General features: G+C 68.1%; 13 protein-coding genes and 1 pseudogene. 9 read left to right on the top strand and 5 right to left on the bottom strand.

The features are described 5' to 3' along the window. Positions 1–250 precede the first annotated feature (250 nt). Positions 251–1,327 (bottom strand): NADH:flavin oxidoreductase/NADH oxidase, encoded by a 1,077-nt coding sequence (locus IT361_04655; protein ID MCC6316963.1) that lies wholly within the window; start codon positions 1,325–1,327, stop codon positions 251–253. 130 nt (positions 1,328–1,457) lie between these two features. Here IT361_04655 and IT361_04650 point away from each other — a divergent pair, with 130 nt between their 5' ends. From IT361_04650 to IT361_04640, 3 genes are read left to right on the top strand one after another with little or no spacing between them, the layout of a single operon-like run. Continuing rightward, entirely contained in the window at positions 1,458–2,939 is a 1,482-nt protein-coding gene (locus IT361_04650; protein MCC6316962.1) for a M20/M25/M40 family metallo-hydrolase, read from the top strand. 37 nt (positions 2,940–2,976) lie between these two features. Further along, the gene (locus IT361_04645; GenBank protein MCC6316961.1) at positions 2,977–5,469 is read left to right on the top strand and encodes an Ig domain-containing protein; all 2,493 of its coding nucleotides are present in this window, start codon (positions 2,977–2,979) and stop codon (positions 5,467–5,469) included. Beyond that, positions 5,466–5,951 carry a hypothetical protein gene (locus IT361_04640; protein MCC6316960.1) on the top strand — a complete coding sequence of 162 codons (486 nt, stop codon included), beginning with the start codon at positions 5,466–5,468 and terminating at the stop codon, positions 5,949–5,951. The genes IT361_04645 and IT361_04640 overlap by 4 nt, the downstream gene beginning before the upstream one ends. Positions 5,952–5,988: 37 nt before the next feature. On the opposite strand, the gene glgB is transcribed toward IT361_04640, so the two are convergent. Beyond that, entirely contained in the window at positions 5,989–8,202 is a 2,214-nt protein-coding gene (glgB, locus tag IT361_04635; protein MCC6316959.1) for a 1,4-alpha-glucan branching protein GlgB, read from the bottom strand. A 98-nt stretch (positions 8,203–8,300) separates the two neighbouring features. Here glgB and IT361_04630 point away from each other — a divergent pair, with 98 nt between their 5' ends. Next, complete coding sequence (locus IT361_04630; GenBank protein ID MCC6316958.1) at positions 8,301–8,801, top strand: CopD family protein; 501 nt, start codon at positions 8,301–8,303, stop codon at positions 8,799–8,801. A gap of 93 nt (positions 8,802–8,894) precedes the next feature. On the opposite strand, the gene IT361_04625 is transcribed toward IT361_04630, so the two are convergent. The 3 genes from IT361_04625 to IT361_04615 are packed head-to-tail and all read right to left on the bottom strand — an operon-like array spanning position 8,895 to position 12,042. Continuing rightward, entirely contained in the window at positions 8,895–9,914 is a 1,020-nt protein-coding gene (locus IT361_04625) for a hypothetical protein (protein MCC6316957.1), read from the bottom strand. Further along, positions 9,911–10,474, bottom strand: a complete 564-nt coding sequence (locus IT361_04620) for a hypothetical protein (GenBank protein MCC6316956.1) — start codon at positions 10,472–10,474, stop codon at positions 9,911–9,913. The genes IT361_04625 and IT361_04620 overlap by 4 nt, the downstream gene beginning before the upstream one ends. Beyond that, positions 10,471–12,042 (bottom strand): hydrogenase iron-sulfur subunit, encoded by a 1,572-nt coding sequence (locus IT361_04615; GenBank protein ID MCC6316955.1) that lies wholly within the window; start codon positions 12,040–12,042, stop codon positions 10,471–10,473. Before IT361_04615 ends, IT361_04620 begins: the two co-directional genes overlap by 4 nt. A gap of 88 nt (positions 12,043–12,130) precedes the next feature. On the opposite strand from IT361_04615, the gene IT361_04610 reads away from it, so the two are divergent. The 5 genes and pseudogenes from IT361_04610 (at position 12,131) to IT361_04590 (ending at position 16,107) form a co-directional block, all read left to right on the top strand. After that, positions 12,131–12,583: an Rrf2 family transcriptional regulator gene (locus IT361_04610; protein MCC6316954.1), complete on the top strand. Its 453-nt coding sequence runs from the start codon at positions 12,131–12,133 to the stop codon at positions 12,581–12,583. A gap of 66 nt (positions 12,584–12,649) precedes the next feature. Then, the gene (locus IT361_04605) at positions 12,650–12,829 is read left to right on the top strand and encodes a hypothetical protein (protein MCC6316953.1); all 180 of its coding nucleotides are present in this window, start codon (positions 12,650–12,652) and stop codon (positions 12,827–12,829) included. 6 nt (positions 12,830–12,835) lie between these two features. Then, positions 12,836–13,459 carry a cytochrome c oxidase subunit II gene (locus IT361_04600; protein ID MCC6316952.1) on the top strand — a complete coding sequence of 208 codons (624 nt, stop codon included), beginning with the start codon at positions 12,836–12,838 and terminating at the stop codon, positions 13,457–13,459. Then, positions 13,456–15,232: pseudogene (locus IT361_04595) on the top strand (cbb3-type cytochrome c oxidase subunit I). The gene IT361_04600 and the pseudogene IT361_04595 overlap by 4 nt, the downstream one beginning before the upstream one ends. Then, a complete protein-coding gene (locus IT361_04590; protein MCC6316951.1) occupies positions 15,229–16,107 on the top strand; it encodes an SCO family protein in 879 nt (292 codons plus the stop codon). The pseudogene IT361_04595 and the gene IT361_04590 overlap by 4 nt, the downstream one beginning before the upstream one ends. Positions 16,108–16,122: the final 15 nt, after the last annotated feature.

Genomic DNA, 16,122 nt, shown 5'->3' with positions numbered 1-16,122 from the left:
GTTTCACGCGCGATCCGGGCGCGCCGTCCTTCGAGATACGTCGCCTGTCCCGTTCCGCAGCGCTGAGGCCAGGCCACGGGACGGGAGCCACTCTGGTGTCGCGCTGGACGCGGGCACGCCGTCCTTCGAGATACGTCGCCTGTCCCGTTCCGCAGCGCTGAGGCCAGGCCACGGGACGGGAGCCGCTCTGGTTTCGCGCGATCCCGGGGCGCGCGTCCGGGATACCGAGGTCCCTATCGCTCCCTACGCATCAGCGCGCCGTCGCCGCGAGGCGCGCGCGCAGGTACTGCGCCGGCCACGGGCCCTGCTGCCCCAGTGCGTGGGCTGCGGCGAGTGGCCAGCGGGGATTGCGGAGCAATGCCCTGCCGAGCAGCACCAGGTCCGCCGAGCCTTCCGCGAGCAGCGAATTGGCCTGCTCCGGCGTGGTGATCAAACCCACGGCCGCGGTCGGAACATTCGCCTCGCCGCGTACGCGTGCGGCAAACGGCACCTGGTAGCCGGGGCCCAGGGGAATCGTCACGCCGGGGACGAGTCCGCCTGACGAGCAATCGATCATGTCAGCGCCGTTGGCCCTCAACAGTCGCGCCAGCGCGACGGACTCTTCGACGCTCCAGCCGCCAGGCGCCCAATCGGTAGCCGAGATGCGCACCAGGACCGGAAGATCCGCGGGCCACACCGACCGCACGGCGCGCAACACGTCGAGCGCCAAACGCGTGCGGTGTTCGAATGGCCCACCGTACGCATCCGTGCGCTGGTTCGAGAGCGGCGACAGGAACTCGTGCACCAGGTAGCCGTGCGCCGCGTGGATCTCCGCGACCTCGAAACCGGCGGCGAGCGCGCGCTGCGCGGCCAGCCTGAACGCCTCGACGACTCGCGCGATGCCATCGAGCGTCAGCTCGTGCGGCATCGGAAAGTCCGGCGCAAACGGAATCGCGCTCGGAGCCATCACGTCGCTCCAGCCGTTCTCGTCAGGCGGGACCATGCCGCTGCCCTCCCACGGGCGTCGCGTGCTCGCTTTGCGACCGGCGTGCGCGAGCTGGATTCCCGGCGCCGCTCCGTTGGCGCGAATGAAATCCGTGATGCGCCGCAGCATCGGGACATGTGCGTCGTCCCAGATGCCGAGGTCCTGCGGGCTGATGCGGCCCTCGGGGAGTACGGCCGTGGCCTCGGAGAACACCAGCGCCGCCCCACCGACCGCAAACGCGCCGAGGTGCACGAGGTGCCAGTCGGAAGCCAGGCCGTCGATCGAAGAGTATTGGCACATCGGCGACACGCCGATGCGGTTGCGGAGCGTGAGGTCGCGCAGGGATAGCGGTTCAAAGAGCATCGCGAATGCGGATCGTGGTCAGGAAGACATGATGCCCGGCCGCGCCGCACGCGCGCAATCGGATGCGTTGCTGGTGTCACGGCTCGAGGCGGGGCACATTTCTTCACCCGAACCGCCGGAGAAGGCCCCGATGAAGCGCGTGTTTGCCGCCATTGCCCTCGTCCTCGCGGCCGTCGCGGGGGTGATGATCGTGCGCACGATGGGCGTTGTGCCACCGGCGGTCGCCGAATCGGGCGTCCCCGCGCTGCCACCGGCGCCCATCGACACCGCCGCCGCAGCGGCGCACCTCGCCGGCGCGCTGAAGTTCGCTACGGTCTCGCTCAGTTCCGGCGGACCGATCGACACCGCGGCCTTTCTCGGACTGCACGGATACCTGGCGACCACGTATCCGCGCATTCACGCGACACTGCGACGCGAAACGGTGGCGGGCCTGAGCCTCGTGTACACGTGGAGTGGTGCGGATACCACGTTGGCCCCGGCAGTGATCATGGGGCACCTCGACGTCGTGCCGGTGCCCGAGGTGAACCGTTCGGAATGGACCCATGCGCCGTTCTCCGGTGACATCTCCGATGGGTTCGTGTGGGGTCGCGGTGCGCTCGACGACAAGTCCACGGTGTTTGCAGTGATGGAGGCCGTCGAGGCGTTGCTCGCCACCGGATACCGTCCGCCGCGCACGGTGTACCTCACGTTCGGTCACGATGAGGAAGTCGGCGGTCGATATGGCGCACGCAAGATCGTCGAGCAGCTCGTTTCGCGCGGCGTGAAGCCGGCGATCGTGCTGGACGAAGGCGGATTCATGGGGACCGGCATCCTGCCCGGGATCGCGCAGCGTGCGGCCGTCGTCGGCATCGCGGAAAAGGGCTACGTGAGCCTCAGGCTCACGGCCAAGGCAGAAGGCGGTCACTCGTCGATGCCGACGGAGCGGACCGCGGTGGGCGCGTTGAGTCGCGCCGTGGCCGCGCTCGAAGCAACGCCGTTCCCCTCGTCGCTCGACGGACCGTCCGAAGGCATGGTGCGTGCGATGGCGCCCTGGCTGCCGTTCGGTCAGCGCCTGGCGCTGGCCAACCTCTGGCTCACGCGCCCGTTGGTCCTCAAGGGACTGCAGAGCAACCCACTGAGTGCGGCGCTCACGCGCACTACCACGGCGCCCACCATGCTCAACGCGGGCGTCAAGGACAACGTGCTCCCGCCCGAAGCCGAGGCCGTGGTCAACTTCCGCATCCGCCCCGGGGAGACCGTGCAGTCGGTGCGCGAGCGCGTGATCGCGGTGGTGAACGACACCCTGGTCACCGTGGCCCTGCTCGACAGCGTGGGCGTGGATCCATCTCCGGTGTCTGGTACGGACTCCCCGGCGTGGACCCTGCTACAGCATACGATTCAGTCCATGACGTCCGGTGAAGCGCCTCCCGTGATTCCGTATCTCGTCATGGGTGGCACCGACGCCAAGTTCTGGGGGCCGCACAGCGATCGAGTCTACCGGTTCCTGCCGATTCCGTTGGGCGATGGCGACCGGGCGCGGGTACATGGGGTGAACGAGCGCGTGGGAGTCTCGGATTTTGCGACCTCGGTCGACTTCTTTGCCCGCCTGCTTCGCGGGCTCGACCGCTTGTGAGCAGCGGGCACCATTCACGACTGTGAGGGGACGGCGCATGCGGTCAAGGGTTGGACGGTTGCTGCTGCTCGTCGGGGCCGCTGCGTGCGGGGAGTCGCAGAAGGCTGTCGTGGCCGCATCGGTAACGGTGACGCCGGCAACCGCCACGGTCATCACCGGCGAAAGCGTGCTGCTGATCGCGACGGTGCAGGATGGCGCCGGCAATCCATTGTTGGATCGTCCGGTCACCTGGGAGTCCGCTCGACCCGACCTCGCCACGGTCGACGCGCGCGGCCTCGTGATCGGCGTGGCGCCGGGCGCGGCGCCCATCCGCGCCACGCGTGAGGGCAAGACCGGCACCGCGCTGGTGACGGTGCGACCGGTTCCGGTGTGGTCGGTGAATGTCACACCGTCGACAAGCTCCCTGCGGATCGGAGGCACGCTGCCGCTGACGGCCGACCTTCGCGATCAGAACGGATTCCAGCTCACCGATCGCGCCGTCACGTGGACGTCGAACGTACCCGATGTCGCGTCCGTGAGCGCGCAGGGCGTGGTGACGGCCCTGAGCCCCGGGACGGCGACGATCACCGCGCAGAGCGAGACGCGCGTGGGGACCGCCACCGTCCTGGTGCTCGACCCCAACGCCAGACTCACGATCGACAGCGTGAGCCCAACACCGCTCGTGCCGGGGTCACGCATCACCATCACGGTGCGCGGCGCGGTGCTGGTGAACGAACTTCGCGTCGCGGTCGGCGGAGTGAACACTCCGGTGATTTCGGCACAGGGGAATGACCTGCGCGTCGTCGTGCCGTGCGTGGCCGGCGGCCCGCAGGACGTCAGAGTGTCGGACGGATCCGGACGCGATGCGGTCGTGACACGCGTGGTGACGACCCCGCTCCGGACGTTGGCGGTTGGCCAGTCCTTCGTCGCCACCTCCCGCGACGAGGCCGCGTGCAACGCGCTCGCCCCGGTGGCAGGCAACGCACGGTACCTGGTGGCGCTCTTCAGCGCCGGCACCTCGGCCAACGTCAGCGTGGACGCGACGCTGGACGGCAACGCGGCCGGTATCGCGGAAGCCCCACCAGCGATGATCGTGGCGCCTCGCTCGATCGGGCCAGCGCGGACCGAGCCGTCGCCTGACGATGGCCATCTGGCCGTGCTCGAGCGCAATCGCGCCGTGTATGCCTCGCTGCGGGGCCGTCACAATACGACCGCCCGCGCGCTTGCGAGGGTGACTCGTCAGGCGCCCACGCTCGGCGACATGCGCAGCGTATACTACACCTTCTCGCGCGGCTGCAACGACACGACCGAGGTGATCCGGGCCCGTGCGATCTACGTGGGCACCAGGAGCGTGGTCTGGGAGGACTCAGCGAATGGCCTCCTCTCTACCGCGGACTCCGCACTCGCCAGGGCCTATCAGCGGCTCGGGAGGATCTTCGATCAGGAACAGTACGACGTCGTGAAGCGCGCGTTTGGTGATCCATTGCGCCGCGACGCGGAGACCGATGCTGACGGGGTGTTGCACATGGTGTTCAGCCAACGCCTGAACCCGACGAACGCCGCGGCCTACGTCACGGCGTGCGATCAGTTCCCGAGGACGCAATCGCGTGGCAGCAACGTCGGTGAGTACTTCTATGGATTCGTCCCGACGGCGAGCGGGAGCAACCCCGGAAGCACCGCCGTCCCGGACGGCTGGTTCGCGTTCATGTCACGAACCGTCGTGCACGAGGTCAAGCACATCGCGTCGATGGCCGCCCGCGTGGCGAACGGCGCGCCGAGCTTTGAGCAATCGTGGCTGGAGGAGGGCACCGCACGCCACGCCGAGGAACTGTGGGTGCGCCAGTCGATGCATCGCGTGTCCTGGAAGGCCAACGTGGGATTCGGCACCGCCACGACGAACGGCGTCTACTGCGACTTTCACCTGACCGACGCGACGTGCAACGCAAGTGACACGCTCCGTCGTCCCGGGTACGGGATGCGACGCCACTTCAACGAGATTCGCGACAAACTCGTGGAGCCGTGGAACTGGTCACCGTATGGCACCGCAACCGGTCAGGCAGGCAGCGTCTTCTACCAGACCACCTGGTCACTCGTGCGCTACACCATCGATCGGTATGGCAGCTCCGACGAGGCATTTCTCGGCGCACTGACCAACGCGAGGACGAACGGCACCACGAACCTCGCGGCCGTTGCCGGCGTATCGATGGACCGCCTGATCGGCGGATGGGGCCTCGCGCTCGCTGCCGACGACTACCCGGGCATGGCATCGCCAGACCCCGACGTGCGGTTTCCGTCCTGGAACCTCCGCGACATCTACGCCGGGCTGAACGCGTCTCCTGCATGGACGGCGCGATGGAACACGCAGTATCCGATACGCCCGACACCGGTAGCGATGGGCGCGTTCACGCTGCAACAGCGCGGCATTCGCGGTGGGTCACACGCGTATTTCGAGCTGTCCGGCACGGGAGCGCTGCAACTGCTCGGGCTCCACGGCATCGGAAGCATCGATGCCCAGCCGGACCTGCGCATCGCGGTCCTCCGGCTCCCATGAAGACGGTCGCGTTGCTTGCGGTCCTGCTGGCGGGCGCGTGCTCCCGCAGCCGCGCGTCAGGTCCGGCCCTCGCCGACACGGCGCGCGGCACGATCGAGGTGGTCGGCAGTGAGCCCGCCACGGTGACGCTCGTGCAGGACGCTGAGCGGCTCCAGCTCGTTGGGGCGGGGCGCGACGTGCTCGCGTCGCTCGGCGGTATCGAGATCGTCGTCGCCGGCACGCGCCGCGCGGCCGCAGGGCCGGCCCTGCCCGCACCCGCCACGTTCGAGGTGGCGTCGTTCATCGTGCGCGCGGTCGGAGGGGTGTCGGCGCACGATGGGCTGGTCCGGCGCGACGCCGGTACCTGGGTCATCGATCTTCGGGATGGTGGACGCGTCGCCACGCCGCATCTTCCAGAGACGCTGCGAATAGTTGGAGCGCGCGTCTACCTCGTGGGCCCCCTTGACCGACCGCCACAGGGGTACGGCCTGGTACATCGGTAGTCACGGCACCAGCGGCGACGCCCGGCGTGCGTCCGTGTCACGAAGCGTCGGTCGGCGCCGTCTCGTCAGGAACGCCCTCGTCAGGCGCGCTCTCGCCAGGCACGTTCTCGTCAGCCACACTCTCGTCAGGCACGGGCTCGGCTGACCCTGCGCTCCCCTTGGACGGCGGCGTCGCAACGCGCAGGCCCGGCACCGGGCGCAGGAACAGCACCGCGAGCGGCGGCAGCGTCAGGACGATCGAGCAGGGATGGCCGTGACGCCCATCGTCGCTCGTCGCTGCGCGACCGCCGTTGCCCATGCCAGAGCCGCCGTATGACCGATCGTCGCTGTTGAGAACTTCGTCCCACGCATCGCTCGCCGGCACGCCGATCCGGTAATTGCGCCGCGGCACCGGCGTGAAGTTGTACACCGCCAGCACCGGCTGACTCCGGTCGACACCGTAGCGCAGGAAGCTCACCACGCCCTGGTCCGCGTCGCTGCAGTCCACCCACGAGAACCCGTCGGCGTGCGTGTCACGTTCGTGCATGGCGGGCACGTCGCGATACAACGTGTTGAGCGCCGTGACCCAGCGTTGCAAGCCCTGGTGGTCAGCGTACTGGAGCAGGTGCCAGTCCAGACTCCGCTCGTGGTTCCACTCCGCGCGCTGCCCGAACTCGCAGCCCATGAACAGCAGCTTCTTTCCCGGCTGCCCGTACATCCAGCCCAGCAGGCATCGCAGGTTTGCCCGCTGCTGCCACTCGTCGCCGGCCATCTTGTGAAGCAGCGACCCCTTCATGTGCACGACCTCGTCGTGCGAAAGCGAGAGCACGTAGTTCTCGGCAAAGGCGTACATCATCCGGAACGTCACCTTCTGGTGATGGAACCGGCGATGAATCGGGTCGAGCGCAAAGTAGGCGAGCGAATCGTGCATCCACCCCATGTCCCACTTCATGCCAAAGCCAAGGCCACCAACATAGACCGGCCGCGACACGAGCGGCCACGCGGTGGAGTCCTCGGCGATGGTGACGGCGTCCGGATGATCGCGGTACACCCCTTCGTTGAGCCGACGGAGAAAGTCGACCGCTTCGAGGTTTTCGTTGCCGCCGTACTTGTTGGGGATCCACTCGCCTTCCTTCCGCGAAAAGTCGAGATGGAGCATCGACGCCACCGCGTCCACGCGCAGGCCGTCGGCGTGATACGTCTCCAGCCAGAACTGCGCATTGCTGCGCAGGAAGTTCTGCACCTCGTAGCGGCCGTAGTTGAAGACGTAACTGCCCCAGTCCGGGTGATACCCCTTTCGCGGGTCGGCGTGCTCGTAGAGGTGAGTCCCGTCGAAGTACGAAAGGCCGTGTGCGTCGGTGGGGAAGTGCGACGGCACCCAGTCAAAAATCACGCCGATGCCGCGCTGGTGCAGCGTGTCCACCAGGTACATCAGATCCTGCGGCGTGCCGTACCGGCTCGTTGCCGCGAAGTACCCGGTGACCTGATAGCCCCACGAACCGTAGTACGGATGCTCCATCACCGGCATGAGCTCCACGTGCGTGAACCCCATGCGTTCCACGTAGTCGGCGAGTGGTCCGGCAATTTCGCGGTAGGTCATCGAGCGATTGCGTTCCTCGGTCACGCGCATCCACGAACCGAGGTGCACTTCGTAGATCGACATCGGCCGCTCGAGCACACGCTGCGTGCGGCGCGCCGCCATCCATGTCGCGTCGCCCCACTCGTAGGCCAGATCCCACACGATGGACGCCGTCTTCGGCGGCACCTCCGACCACACGCCGTAGGGGTCCGCCTTGTCCACGCGGTAGCCGCCCGTGCGTCCCACGACGTGGTACTTGTAGTGCGCGCCCGCGCCGACACCCGGGATGAAGACTTCCCAGATGCCCGACGCGCCATGTCGCTTCATCGGGTGCCGCGTACGATCCCACTCGTTGAAGTCGGCGACCACCGACACCGTTCGCGCATCCGGCGCCCACACCGCGAAGTACGTCCCCGTCATCCCGCCCGCCGCGTGCAGGTGTGCGCCGAGGACGCGGTGCGCGTGGTCCAGCGTCCCCTCATTGAACAGGTGGACGACGGTATCGTCGAGCAGCGTCACGTCGTGACGGGCTTTGCCAGCCACGGAGGGCGCGGGTTGCGCGGGAGTTGGCGTCACGATCCAACGATGCCACACGTCCGGCCGCGTTGCAAACCGCGTGGGCGTCGGAACGCCGCAACCTGCCCTCAGGGTGCCGGACGCTGTGCCTTGCGTTGAGCGGCCTCGGCACCGCATCTACCTTTGATGCGCAGCGCAGCACGCGCTCCCGCAGTCACGCGCCCTGCGCACGCAACGGTCTGAGGCGCGCACCACACCGACGCTTCGTCGCTCGCATGCCGACAGGCTACTGGGTCTCGCTCACCATCCACGTACTCGCTGCGCTACTCTGGCTCGGCGGCGCCTTCTTCCTTGGCGTCGTCGGCGCGCCGGTCCTGCGACGCATCGAGCCGCCCGCGTTGCGCCAGCGCCTCTTTCACGACCTCGGCCTTCGCTTCCGCAGCGTGGGATGGGGAGCGATCGCGGTGCTCGTGGTCAGCGGCGTCTTCAACCTGCACTATCGCGGACTCCTGCGCTGGGACGGTGTGCTCGGTGATCCCGCGTTCTGGGCAACGCCGATGGGGCACGCGCTCGGAGGAAAACTGCTCTGTGTCGTGGTCATGCTCGGCATCAGCGCCGTTCACGATTTCGCGATCGGTCCCGCCGCTGGCCGCTCCGAGCCGGGCTCGGCGGACGCGCTCCGCGCACGGCGGCGCGCCGCGCTGTTGGGGCGCATCAACGCGGTATTCGGCCTCGCCCTGGTGATCGCCGCCGTGCGACTCGCGCGCGGCGGATGACCGCCAACCGGGCGCGCGCGACCGGGGCGACTCAGGCGGTGCGCCTGAGCATGTGGCGAATCAACGCTGACCCGAGCGCGCGCCCTGCGTGACTCAGGCGCTGCGCCTGAGCGCGCGCATGAGCCAGATCGACGTCAGCACGGCCGCGCCAAGCCGAATGAACACCGCACCCGCGTCGGGAGCGCCATAGGCCGCGCCGAGCGTTGGTGCGCTGTACCAGTAGTACAGCATGAAGGACGCGCCGCCGAGGATCGGCAACAGCGTGGTGGCGCTGAGCTTGCCAACCAGCGCAAGGCCCGCAACCAGCGCATAGCTGATGACCGAATAGAGCGCGACGTGTGCGTACACGCTCCACGCCGTGTCGATCGGTCCGTTCTCGAGCGTGAAGTACGCGACGATGAATCCCGGAAACGCCGCGGCGAAGATCCCGAACGCCGTCGCGAGCCAGCCGCGCTGCCGGCGCGCCGGCCCCACCGTCTGCGCGACGGTCTTGGTACCTGCCAGGTCGATGCAGCCCACCGGAACGCACAGCGTACACGTGCGGCAGCGATCGGTGTCCACCTTCGCCAGCGGGAACTGACCATAGAGCTTCTCGACCGGGAGTACCGGACAGACGGCGTTGCAGAATCCGCTGCGCCGCGAGAAGACGATGCCCCCGACCAGAGCCAGTACCGCGACCGCGGCGATCGTCAGCGCCAGGAGGTCGCCGTGTGTGTTGAACAGGAATCGCCGGGCCGGTACCATCACGAACAGCAGCACGATGCCGAGCGTCCACGCCGCGCGCGAGGCGCCAGGTCCGGGCAGGCGCGATCCCAGCCGCTGCCCCGGCAACGCGTTGAGCGTGGCGAGCGGACAGACATTGCGCCAAATCATCGGATTTACGAGGAACACGGCCGGGAGCACCGGCACCACCATGTCCCAGAGCACGTGCAGCGTCTGCGTCGGGTACGTCAGCAGACCGCCGAGCAGGACGAGGGTGAGTGCAACGCCGCCGAGTTGCGCGACTCGCCACAGGGTGGATACGAGCGGCGATCCGGCCGGGGCAAGTATGACGGACGCCGGCGCGTCGCCACGAGCGGGGTAGGCGGCGGCGCCGCCGGTGTACTCGTTCATCGGGAACCCTCCGGGTTGGACGGCGTCACCAGGTCGAGCCGTCGCGCTTCTTCGTTGTAGGTTACCAGCACGACTTCGCGCGCGATCGCCACGATCGTCGTGTCGAGCAGAAGCTGCCGCGGCACCGCGGCCGATCGGGCGTCGCTGGTGTCAGCGGGCGCGGTCTCGTCGCGCCGCTTGAGTTCGACACGCACGTGATGTCGTCCGGGAGCGAGGTCGAACTCGTGAAAGACGTACATCGGTCGATCACCGGCCACGTCCGACCCCGCGACCAGTCCGCTGCGGAGTTCCTGCGCGTCCACGGCGACCCGCAGTTCGTACGGCGGCACGCGCACGCCTTCGCAGATGGTGGCCTGCCGCATGTGCGCTGGTGTGCTCGCCAGTTCGGTTGCGGTGGCGGGTCGGCAGCGTTCCAGGCGTTCACCGCGCGCGCGCCAGGAAAGCCGCAGCAGGCTTTGGCTTTCCCTCGTCGAGGGGAGCGGCACGGCCGAGAGCTGCCCTACGACGCCGACGGCCGCGAGAAGCGCCGCCGCGCGCACAACCATTCGCGCGACCGTCATGCCGCGTCTCCGCCGACGCCCGCCTCGGCATCACACAGGCGCAGCAGGTCGATGTCGTCCGGTGCGGCGCGGTCCAGACGCCGGACCTCGTCCCGGAGGCGCTCGAGCGCCGCGCGCGCCCCGGCGCGATCCGCGAGCGTGAGGTTGGCCACGGCCACGCGCCGTCGGTCCACACGCGCCTGCAGCTCGGCCTCGCGGTCGTGATACACGCGCTGTTCCAGCCACACCGCGCCCTCACGGTTCCAGCAATCCTCGGGCGGGCACGCGAGGACCAGCACGCCGCCCGCTCCGGCCTGCAGGAACTGCTCGACGACGGAGGTGTGAAGGCTTCCCGCGCAGTCGACGGCGAACACCGGCGCGCCCAGCTGCGCATCGCGTGCGGCGTCCCCCGCCCCGCGAGAGCAGGCAATGACGACGACGTCCGAGGGCATCACCGCGTGCTGCTGCGCGAACGCTCGCGCGGCGGCGAGCTGATCGCGCCCGGTGCGTCCGGCAGGGCCCACGCCCATCGGTGCGCATGAGCCGGCGCAGATGCCGCAACTGACGCAGCGCGAGGGATCCACGCGCGCCACGAGCGTCGGTCGGTCATCGCTGCGCGCGATCATCGCAATCGCCTCGTACGGGCAGTCCTGCACACACTGCTCACACCCCGTGCACACCCGCTCGTCCACGACCGACGCAGGAGGCTCGTCGTTTCTTGATGGTCGGGTAAGGCGCGGAACGATCGACGCCAGCAGCAGCAACCCGGCAAAACCGGCGACGGTCGCTGCCGCCGGGATGTTGCGCGCCACCGGAATCCAGAACGCGTAGAAGACGTCGATGGGGACCGACGCCGGAAGTCGCAGTGCATCGGCCTCGGGCGCGAGCATCACCGGTCGAACGACCGCCACCACGATGAGCGCGGCAACTGACCAGGCGATCACGGGTCGCGGTGGAAACAGCAGCGGCCGCGCCACGCGCGAGACGTGCAGCATGAGGCCGATCCCCATGCCGATCGGCAGGGCAATGTGCAGGAACAGGTTGAGAAAGAAGAACGCGCCCGGGACGGGCTGGTGGCCGACGAACGCTCGGCCCACCGGCTCGGAGAACAGCGGCACGAGATCCAGGATGCGCGCGCCTTCGACGGCGATGATCTGGCCGAACGTATCCCACACCATTACATAGCCCGTCCAGCCGCAGACGAGGATGAGTGCCACGAGCCCGACGCCGGAGACCCACGGCACGACGCGCCGGCCCCACGTGCGCCGCTGTGCGAACATGCGGATCGCGTGGACGATGGCGGTGATGAGCGCCGCATCCGATGAGAGCCGATGCACGCCCCGGATCCACCGGCCGGCCCACGCCTGGTCCGTGATGCGCGCGACCGACGCGTACGGGGATCCGATCCGATAGAAGAGCAGCAGGTAGACGCCGGTCACGAGCAGCACCGCGAGCATCGCCACGGTGATGGTGCCGCTGCGGTAGAGCGGATTGAACCGCGATCCGTAGACGCGGTTCGCCATCGCGTCGAGTCGGGCGAGGAGCCGCGCAGTGACGCCGGGGGCGATCGCGACCGGGCGGAGCGCCATGACGAGGAGCGGAAGGTTATGGGTCGACGGACTCTTGCGTTCCGGCGATTCTATCATATCATCATGATAGAATCAAGGAATCCCATCCATGCTCTCGCAGACCGCCACCTACGCGCTTCGCGCCGTGCTGCACATCGCCGACAACGGCGCCGAGCGGCCGGTGCCCGTGGGGGACATCGCCCGGGCGCTGGATGTGCCGCGGAACTACCTCTCCAAGACGCTCCACCAGCTGGCGCGCATCGGCGTGGTGACTTCCACCTTCGGGCCCGGTGGGGGATTCCAGCTCGGCGTGCCGGCCGAGGTGCTCACGCTGGACGTCGTCGTCGATCCGTTCGGTACCGCCGGCGAACGTCACTGCCTGCTTGGCGGCGACCGCTGCGGAGACCAGGAGCCGTGCCCCGCACACGCGAGCTGGAAGATCATCTCCGAGCAGATCCACGCCTTCTTCGCCACCACCACCATCGCCGACCTCCTGCGCGGCGCTGAGATCGAACACGTCCCCCTTCGGGCTTCCCGTCGGCCATCGCCTCGCAAGAGGTGAAGGCGCCCTGCCAGGCCACCCGGTGGCGCCACGACGGGGCGCGGCCGGACCTTCCCGAGGTCATCCATGACCCGCAGCGATGACGCAGGTCCCGCAGGCGATGGCGACGCACTTCCCCCGGTCGGTCAGCGACTCTACGACAACATGTTCCTGCTGCTGATCGTTGGGATCATCATCATGGTCGTGGTCTACACCGGATGGGCGTTGTGGGAGATCAGCACCATGCCGACCGCCACCCTCCCCTGAGCCGCCATGACAACCGATACGCACACGGGGCTCGAGTCCCCTCGCGGCACGTGGTGGAAACCCGCGCACAAGACGGAAAGGATGTGGGTCGGCATCGCCTTCGGGTGGTCCATGGTGCTGTTCGCCATGATGCCGCTCTGGCACATGAAGGGCGGGCAGAACCCCTCGGGCATCCGGCGCAAGGTCGACCCGCAGGCGTTCTACAAGCGCACGATGGAGTTCACGGCCGCCTACAAGGTGGGAACCGATCGCGGCATGCCGATCGTGGAGCCGCCGCCAGGGAGCGACATCTACCTGACGGCGTTGAGTTTCCAGTGGACACCGATTCTCAAGCTCCGCAAGGGCGTGGAGTACACGCTCCACCTGTCGGCGCTGGATGTGAATCACGGATTCAACCTCTACCCCGTGAACATCAACTTCCAGGTCGTGCCGGGTTACGACTACGGCCTCCGCGTCACGCCGACCGAAGCCGGCGACTTCCGTATCGTCTGCAACGAGTTCTGTGGAATCGGCCACCACACCATGGTGGGCCGCGTGATCGTCACCGATGAACAGGGTCGCGAAGTCGCGCAGGCCGACAACGCGCGGATCCTGGACGCCCGCACCGCGCACGAGGAGGTGCGCCCATGACCTCGACCGCCGCTGATCGGCCCGCGTTTGCGCCCCCCCTGCGACCGGGCTTCCGCGTCTGCGGGACGACGGGCCGACACATCCAGGATCAGGCAGAAGCGCTGATCAAGTTCAATGCGGTCTGTGCGATCGTGGCCCTGCTGGTGGGCGTGATCGCGGCCGTGGGACTCGTGCTCACGCGATGGCCCGCCGTCCACCTGCTGCCCGCGGCGTGGTTCTACCGCGTGCTCACCGTTCACGGCGTGAGCATGCTGATCTTCTTCATCATCTTCTTCGAGATGGCGGTGCTCCATTTTGCGGGCGCCGTGCTCCTGAACAGCCGGGTGGCGGCTCCCCGGGTGGCGTGGACGGGTTTCGCCCTCATGCTCGTCGGGGCCCTGCTGACCGAAGCGATGATGTGGAGCGGTCGCGCCGACGTGCTGATGACGTCGTATGTCCCGCTCAAGGCGCACCCGCTGTTCTACCTCGGCATCATTCTGTTTGCCGTGGGCGCACTGGTGCAGACCTGCATCTTCTTCGCGACCCTGGTGGTCGCGAAGCGCGAGAAGACGTACCAGGGCTCGGTGCCACTCGTGGTGTACGGGGCCATGACCGCGGCGATCATCGCGGTCATCACCCTGCTGCATGGCGCGGCGGTCTACATCCCCACGTTCCTGTGGTCGATCGGCGTGATCCCGTCGGTCGATCCCGAGATCTACCGGATGCTGTGGTGGGCGCTCGGGCACTCCACGCAGCAGATCAACGTGGCGGCGATGGTGGCGATCTGGTACCTGCTCGGTGGACTCACCGTGGGCGCCGTGGTGCTCAACGAGAAGATCAGCCGCTCGGCGTTCGTGCTCTACATCCTCTTCATCTCGATGGCCTCGGCGCACCACCTCCTGGTGGACCCGGGATTCAGTCCGGCGTGGAAGGTGGTGAACACGAGCTACTTCATGTACATGGCGGTGCTGGCGAGTCTGCTGCACGGCTTCACGGTGCCGGCGAGCATCGAGCTTGGTCAGCGGCTGCGTGGGTTCAACGATGGCATGTTCGGGTGGCTCAAGCGGGCGCCGTGGGGCGATCCGGGCTTCAGTGCCCTCATTTTCTCGATCGTGATCTTCGGGTTCGTCGGCGGCATCACCGGAGTGACCTTCGGGACCGAGCAGATCAACATCATCGCGCACAACACCCTGCGCATCCCCGGTCACTTCCACGCGACCGTGGTTGCCGGCACGGCCATGGCCTTCATGGGCGTCACGTACTACCTGATTCCGCTGATCTTCCGCAAGCAGGTGGCATTCTGGCGGCTGGCGCAGTGGCAACCGTACCTGTTCGCCGCGGGCATGGTGATCTTCACCATGTCGATGACCTTCGCCGGTACCTTCGGCGCGCCGCGCCGCCACTGGGACGTGACCTTTGCGCAGGCGCCCTTTGACGTCGCGTACCACCCGGCCGTGAACATCATGCTCGGCTTCGTCGCCCTGGGTGGCCTCATCGCGGCGTTCAGCGTGTTCAGCTACATCCTCATCACTGTCTGGTCCGTCTTCTTCGGTAAACCCTACACCTCGGAAGAGCCCGCTCATGCCGCAGTACGGAATCCCATCCGGCCTGGTGACGCCACCCCGGCATTCGCCGGACGTTGACGAACGAAACGCTGCGCTCCACGCTCCGGAGCGCGGCGTGTTCGGGGCCACGCCCGGGACCGTCGTCCTGGTGATCGTGTTCCTGGCGGCGTTCGTGCTCTACTACTTCACCAACTGGAAGCTGCTGTCGTTCGTGTGGAAGATCGGATGATGCCGCGCCGGCCGGCGCTCGCGCTCAGCGCGCTCGCGATGATCATCATGGTCACCGTGGCGTGGTGGACGCTGGCGCTCTGGCCGGCCGGCGACGCCGCGCCCGACTGGGTGACGCTTACGCGTGAAGTCTGTTTTGGTGCGGCCCCCGATGGGTTGCCGGGTGTTGCGGGCTGGCTCGTGCTGATCGGAGAGCCTATCGCCATGTTCGGCTTCCTGTTGGTCGTGTGGGGCGGCGCCGTGCGCGAGGGGCTCGGCATTCTCCGGCGCTCACCTGTGGGTCGCGGGATCCTGGTGCTGGCCTCCCTCGTGGTCGTCGCCGGCGCAGGCACCGCATCCGCGCGCGTGGCGGCCGCATGGCCCACCATCCTGCCAGCGGAACTCAGCAGTGCCCTCCTGCCCGTACCCGAGCGACTCCAGCGTGCGGCGCCGACGCTCGACCTCGTGGATCAGCGCGGTGATCGCGTACGCCTCGCGCAGTATCGTGGGCGGCCGGTGGTGGTAGCGTTTGGCTACGGACACTGCGAGACCGTATGCCCGCTGGTGGTACGCGATGCGGTGCGCGCAGTGGAGCGTGTGCGCGATGCCGATCCCGTACTGATGGTGGTGACGCTTGATCCCTGGCGTGACACGCCGGCGCGCCTGCCTCATCTCGCCGCGCAGTGGGCGCTGCCGCAGTCCGCGCACCTGCTCGGTGGCTCGGTGGAGGCCGTCGAGTCCACGTTGGACGCCTGGGGCATCTGGCGGCAGCGGGATGAACGCACGGGCGAGATCGTGCATCCATCCAGCGTGTACCTGTTTGACCGCGAGGGGCGCCTGGCCTGGATCGCCAGCGGCGGCGCCGAGCAGATCGCCGCGTTGGTCGAGCGGTTGTAGGCCGCGCCGGGCGCG

The sequence above is a fragment of the Gemmatimonadaceae bacterium genome (genome assembly GCA_020846935.1).
Lineage (GTDB): Bacteria > Gemmatimonadota > Gemmatimonadetes > Gemmatimonadales > Gemmatimonadaceae > RBC101.
This window is presented reverse-complemented; position numbering and strand designations above follow the sequence as displayed.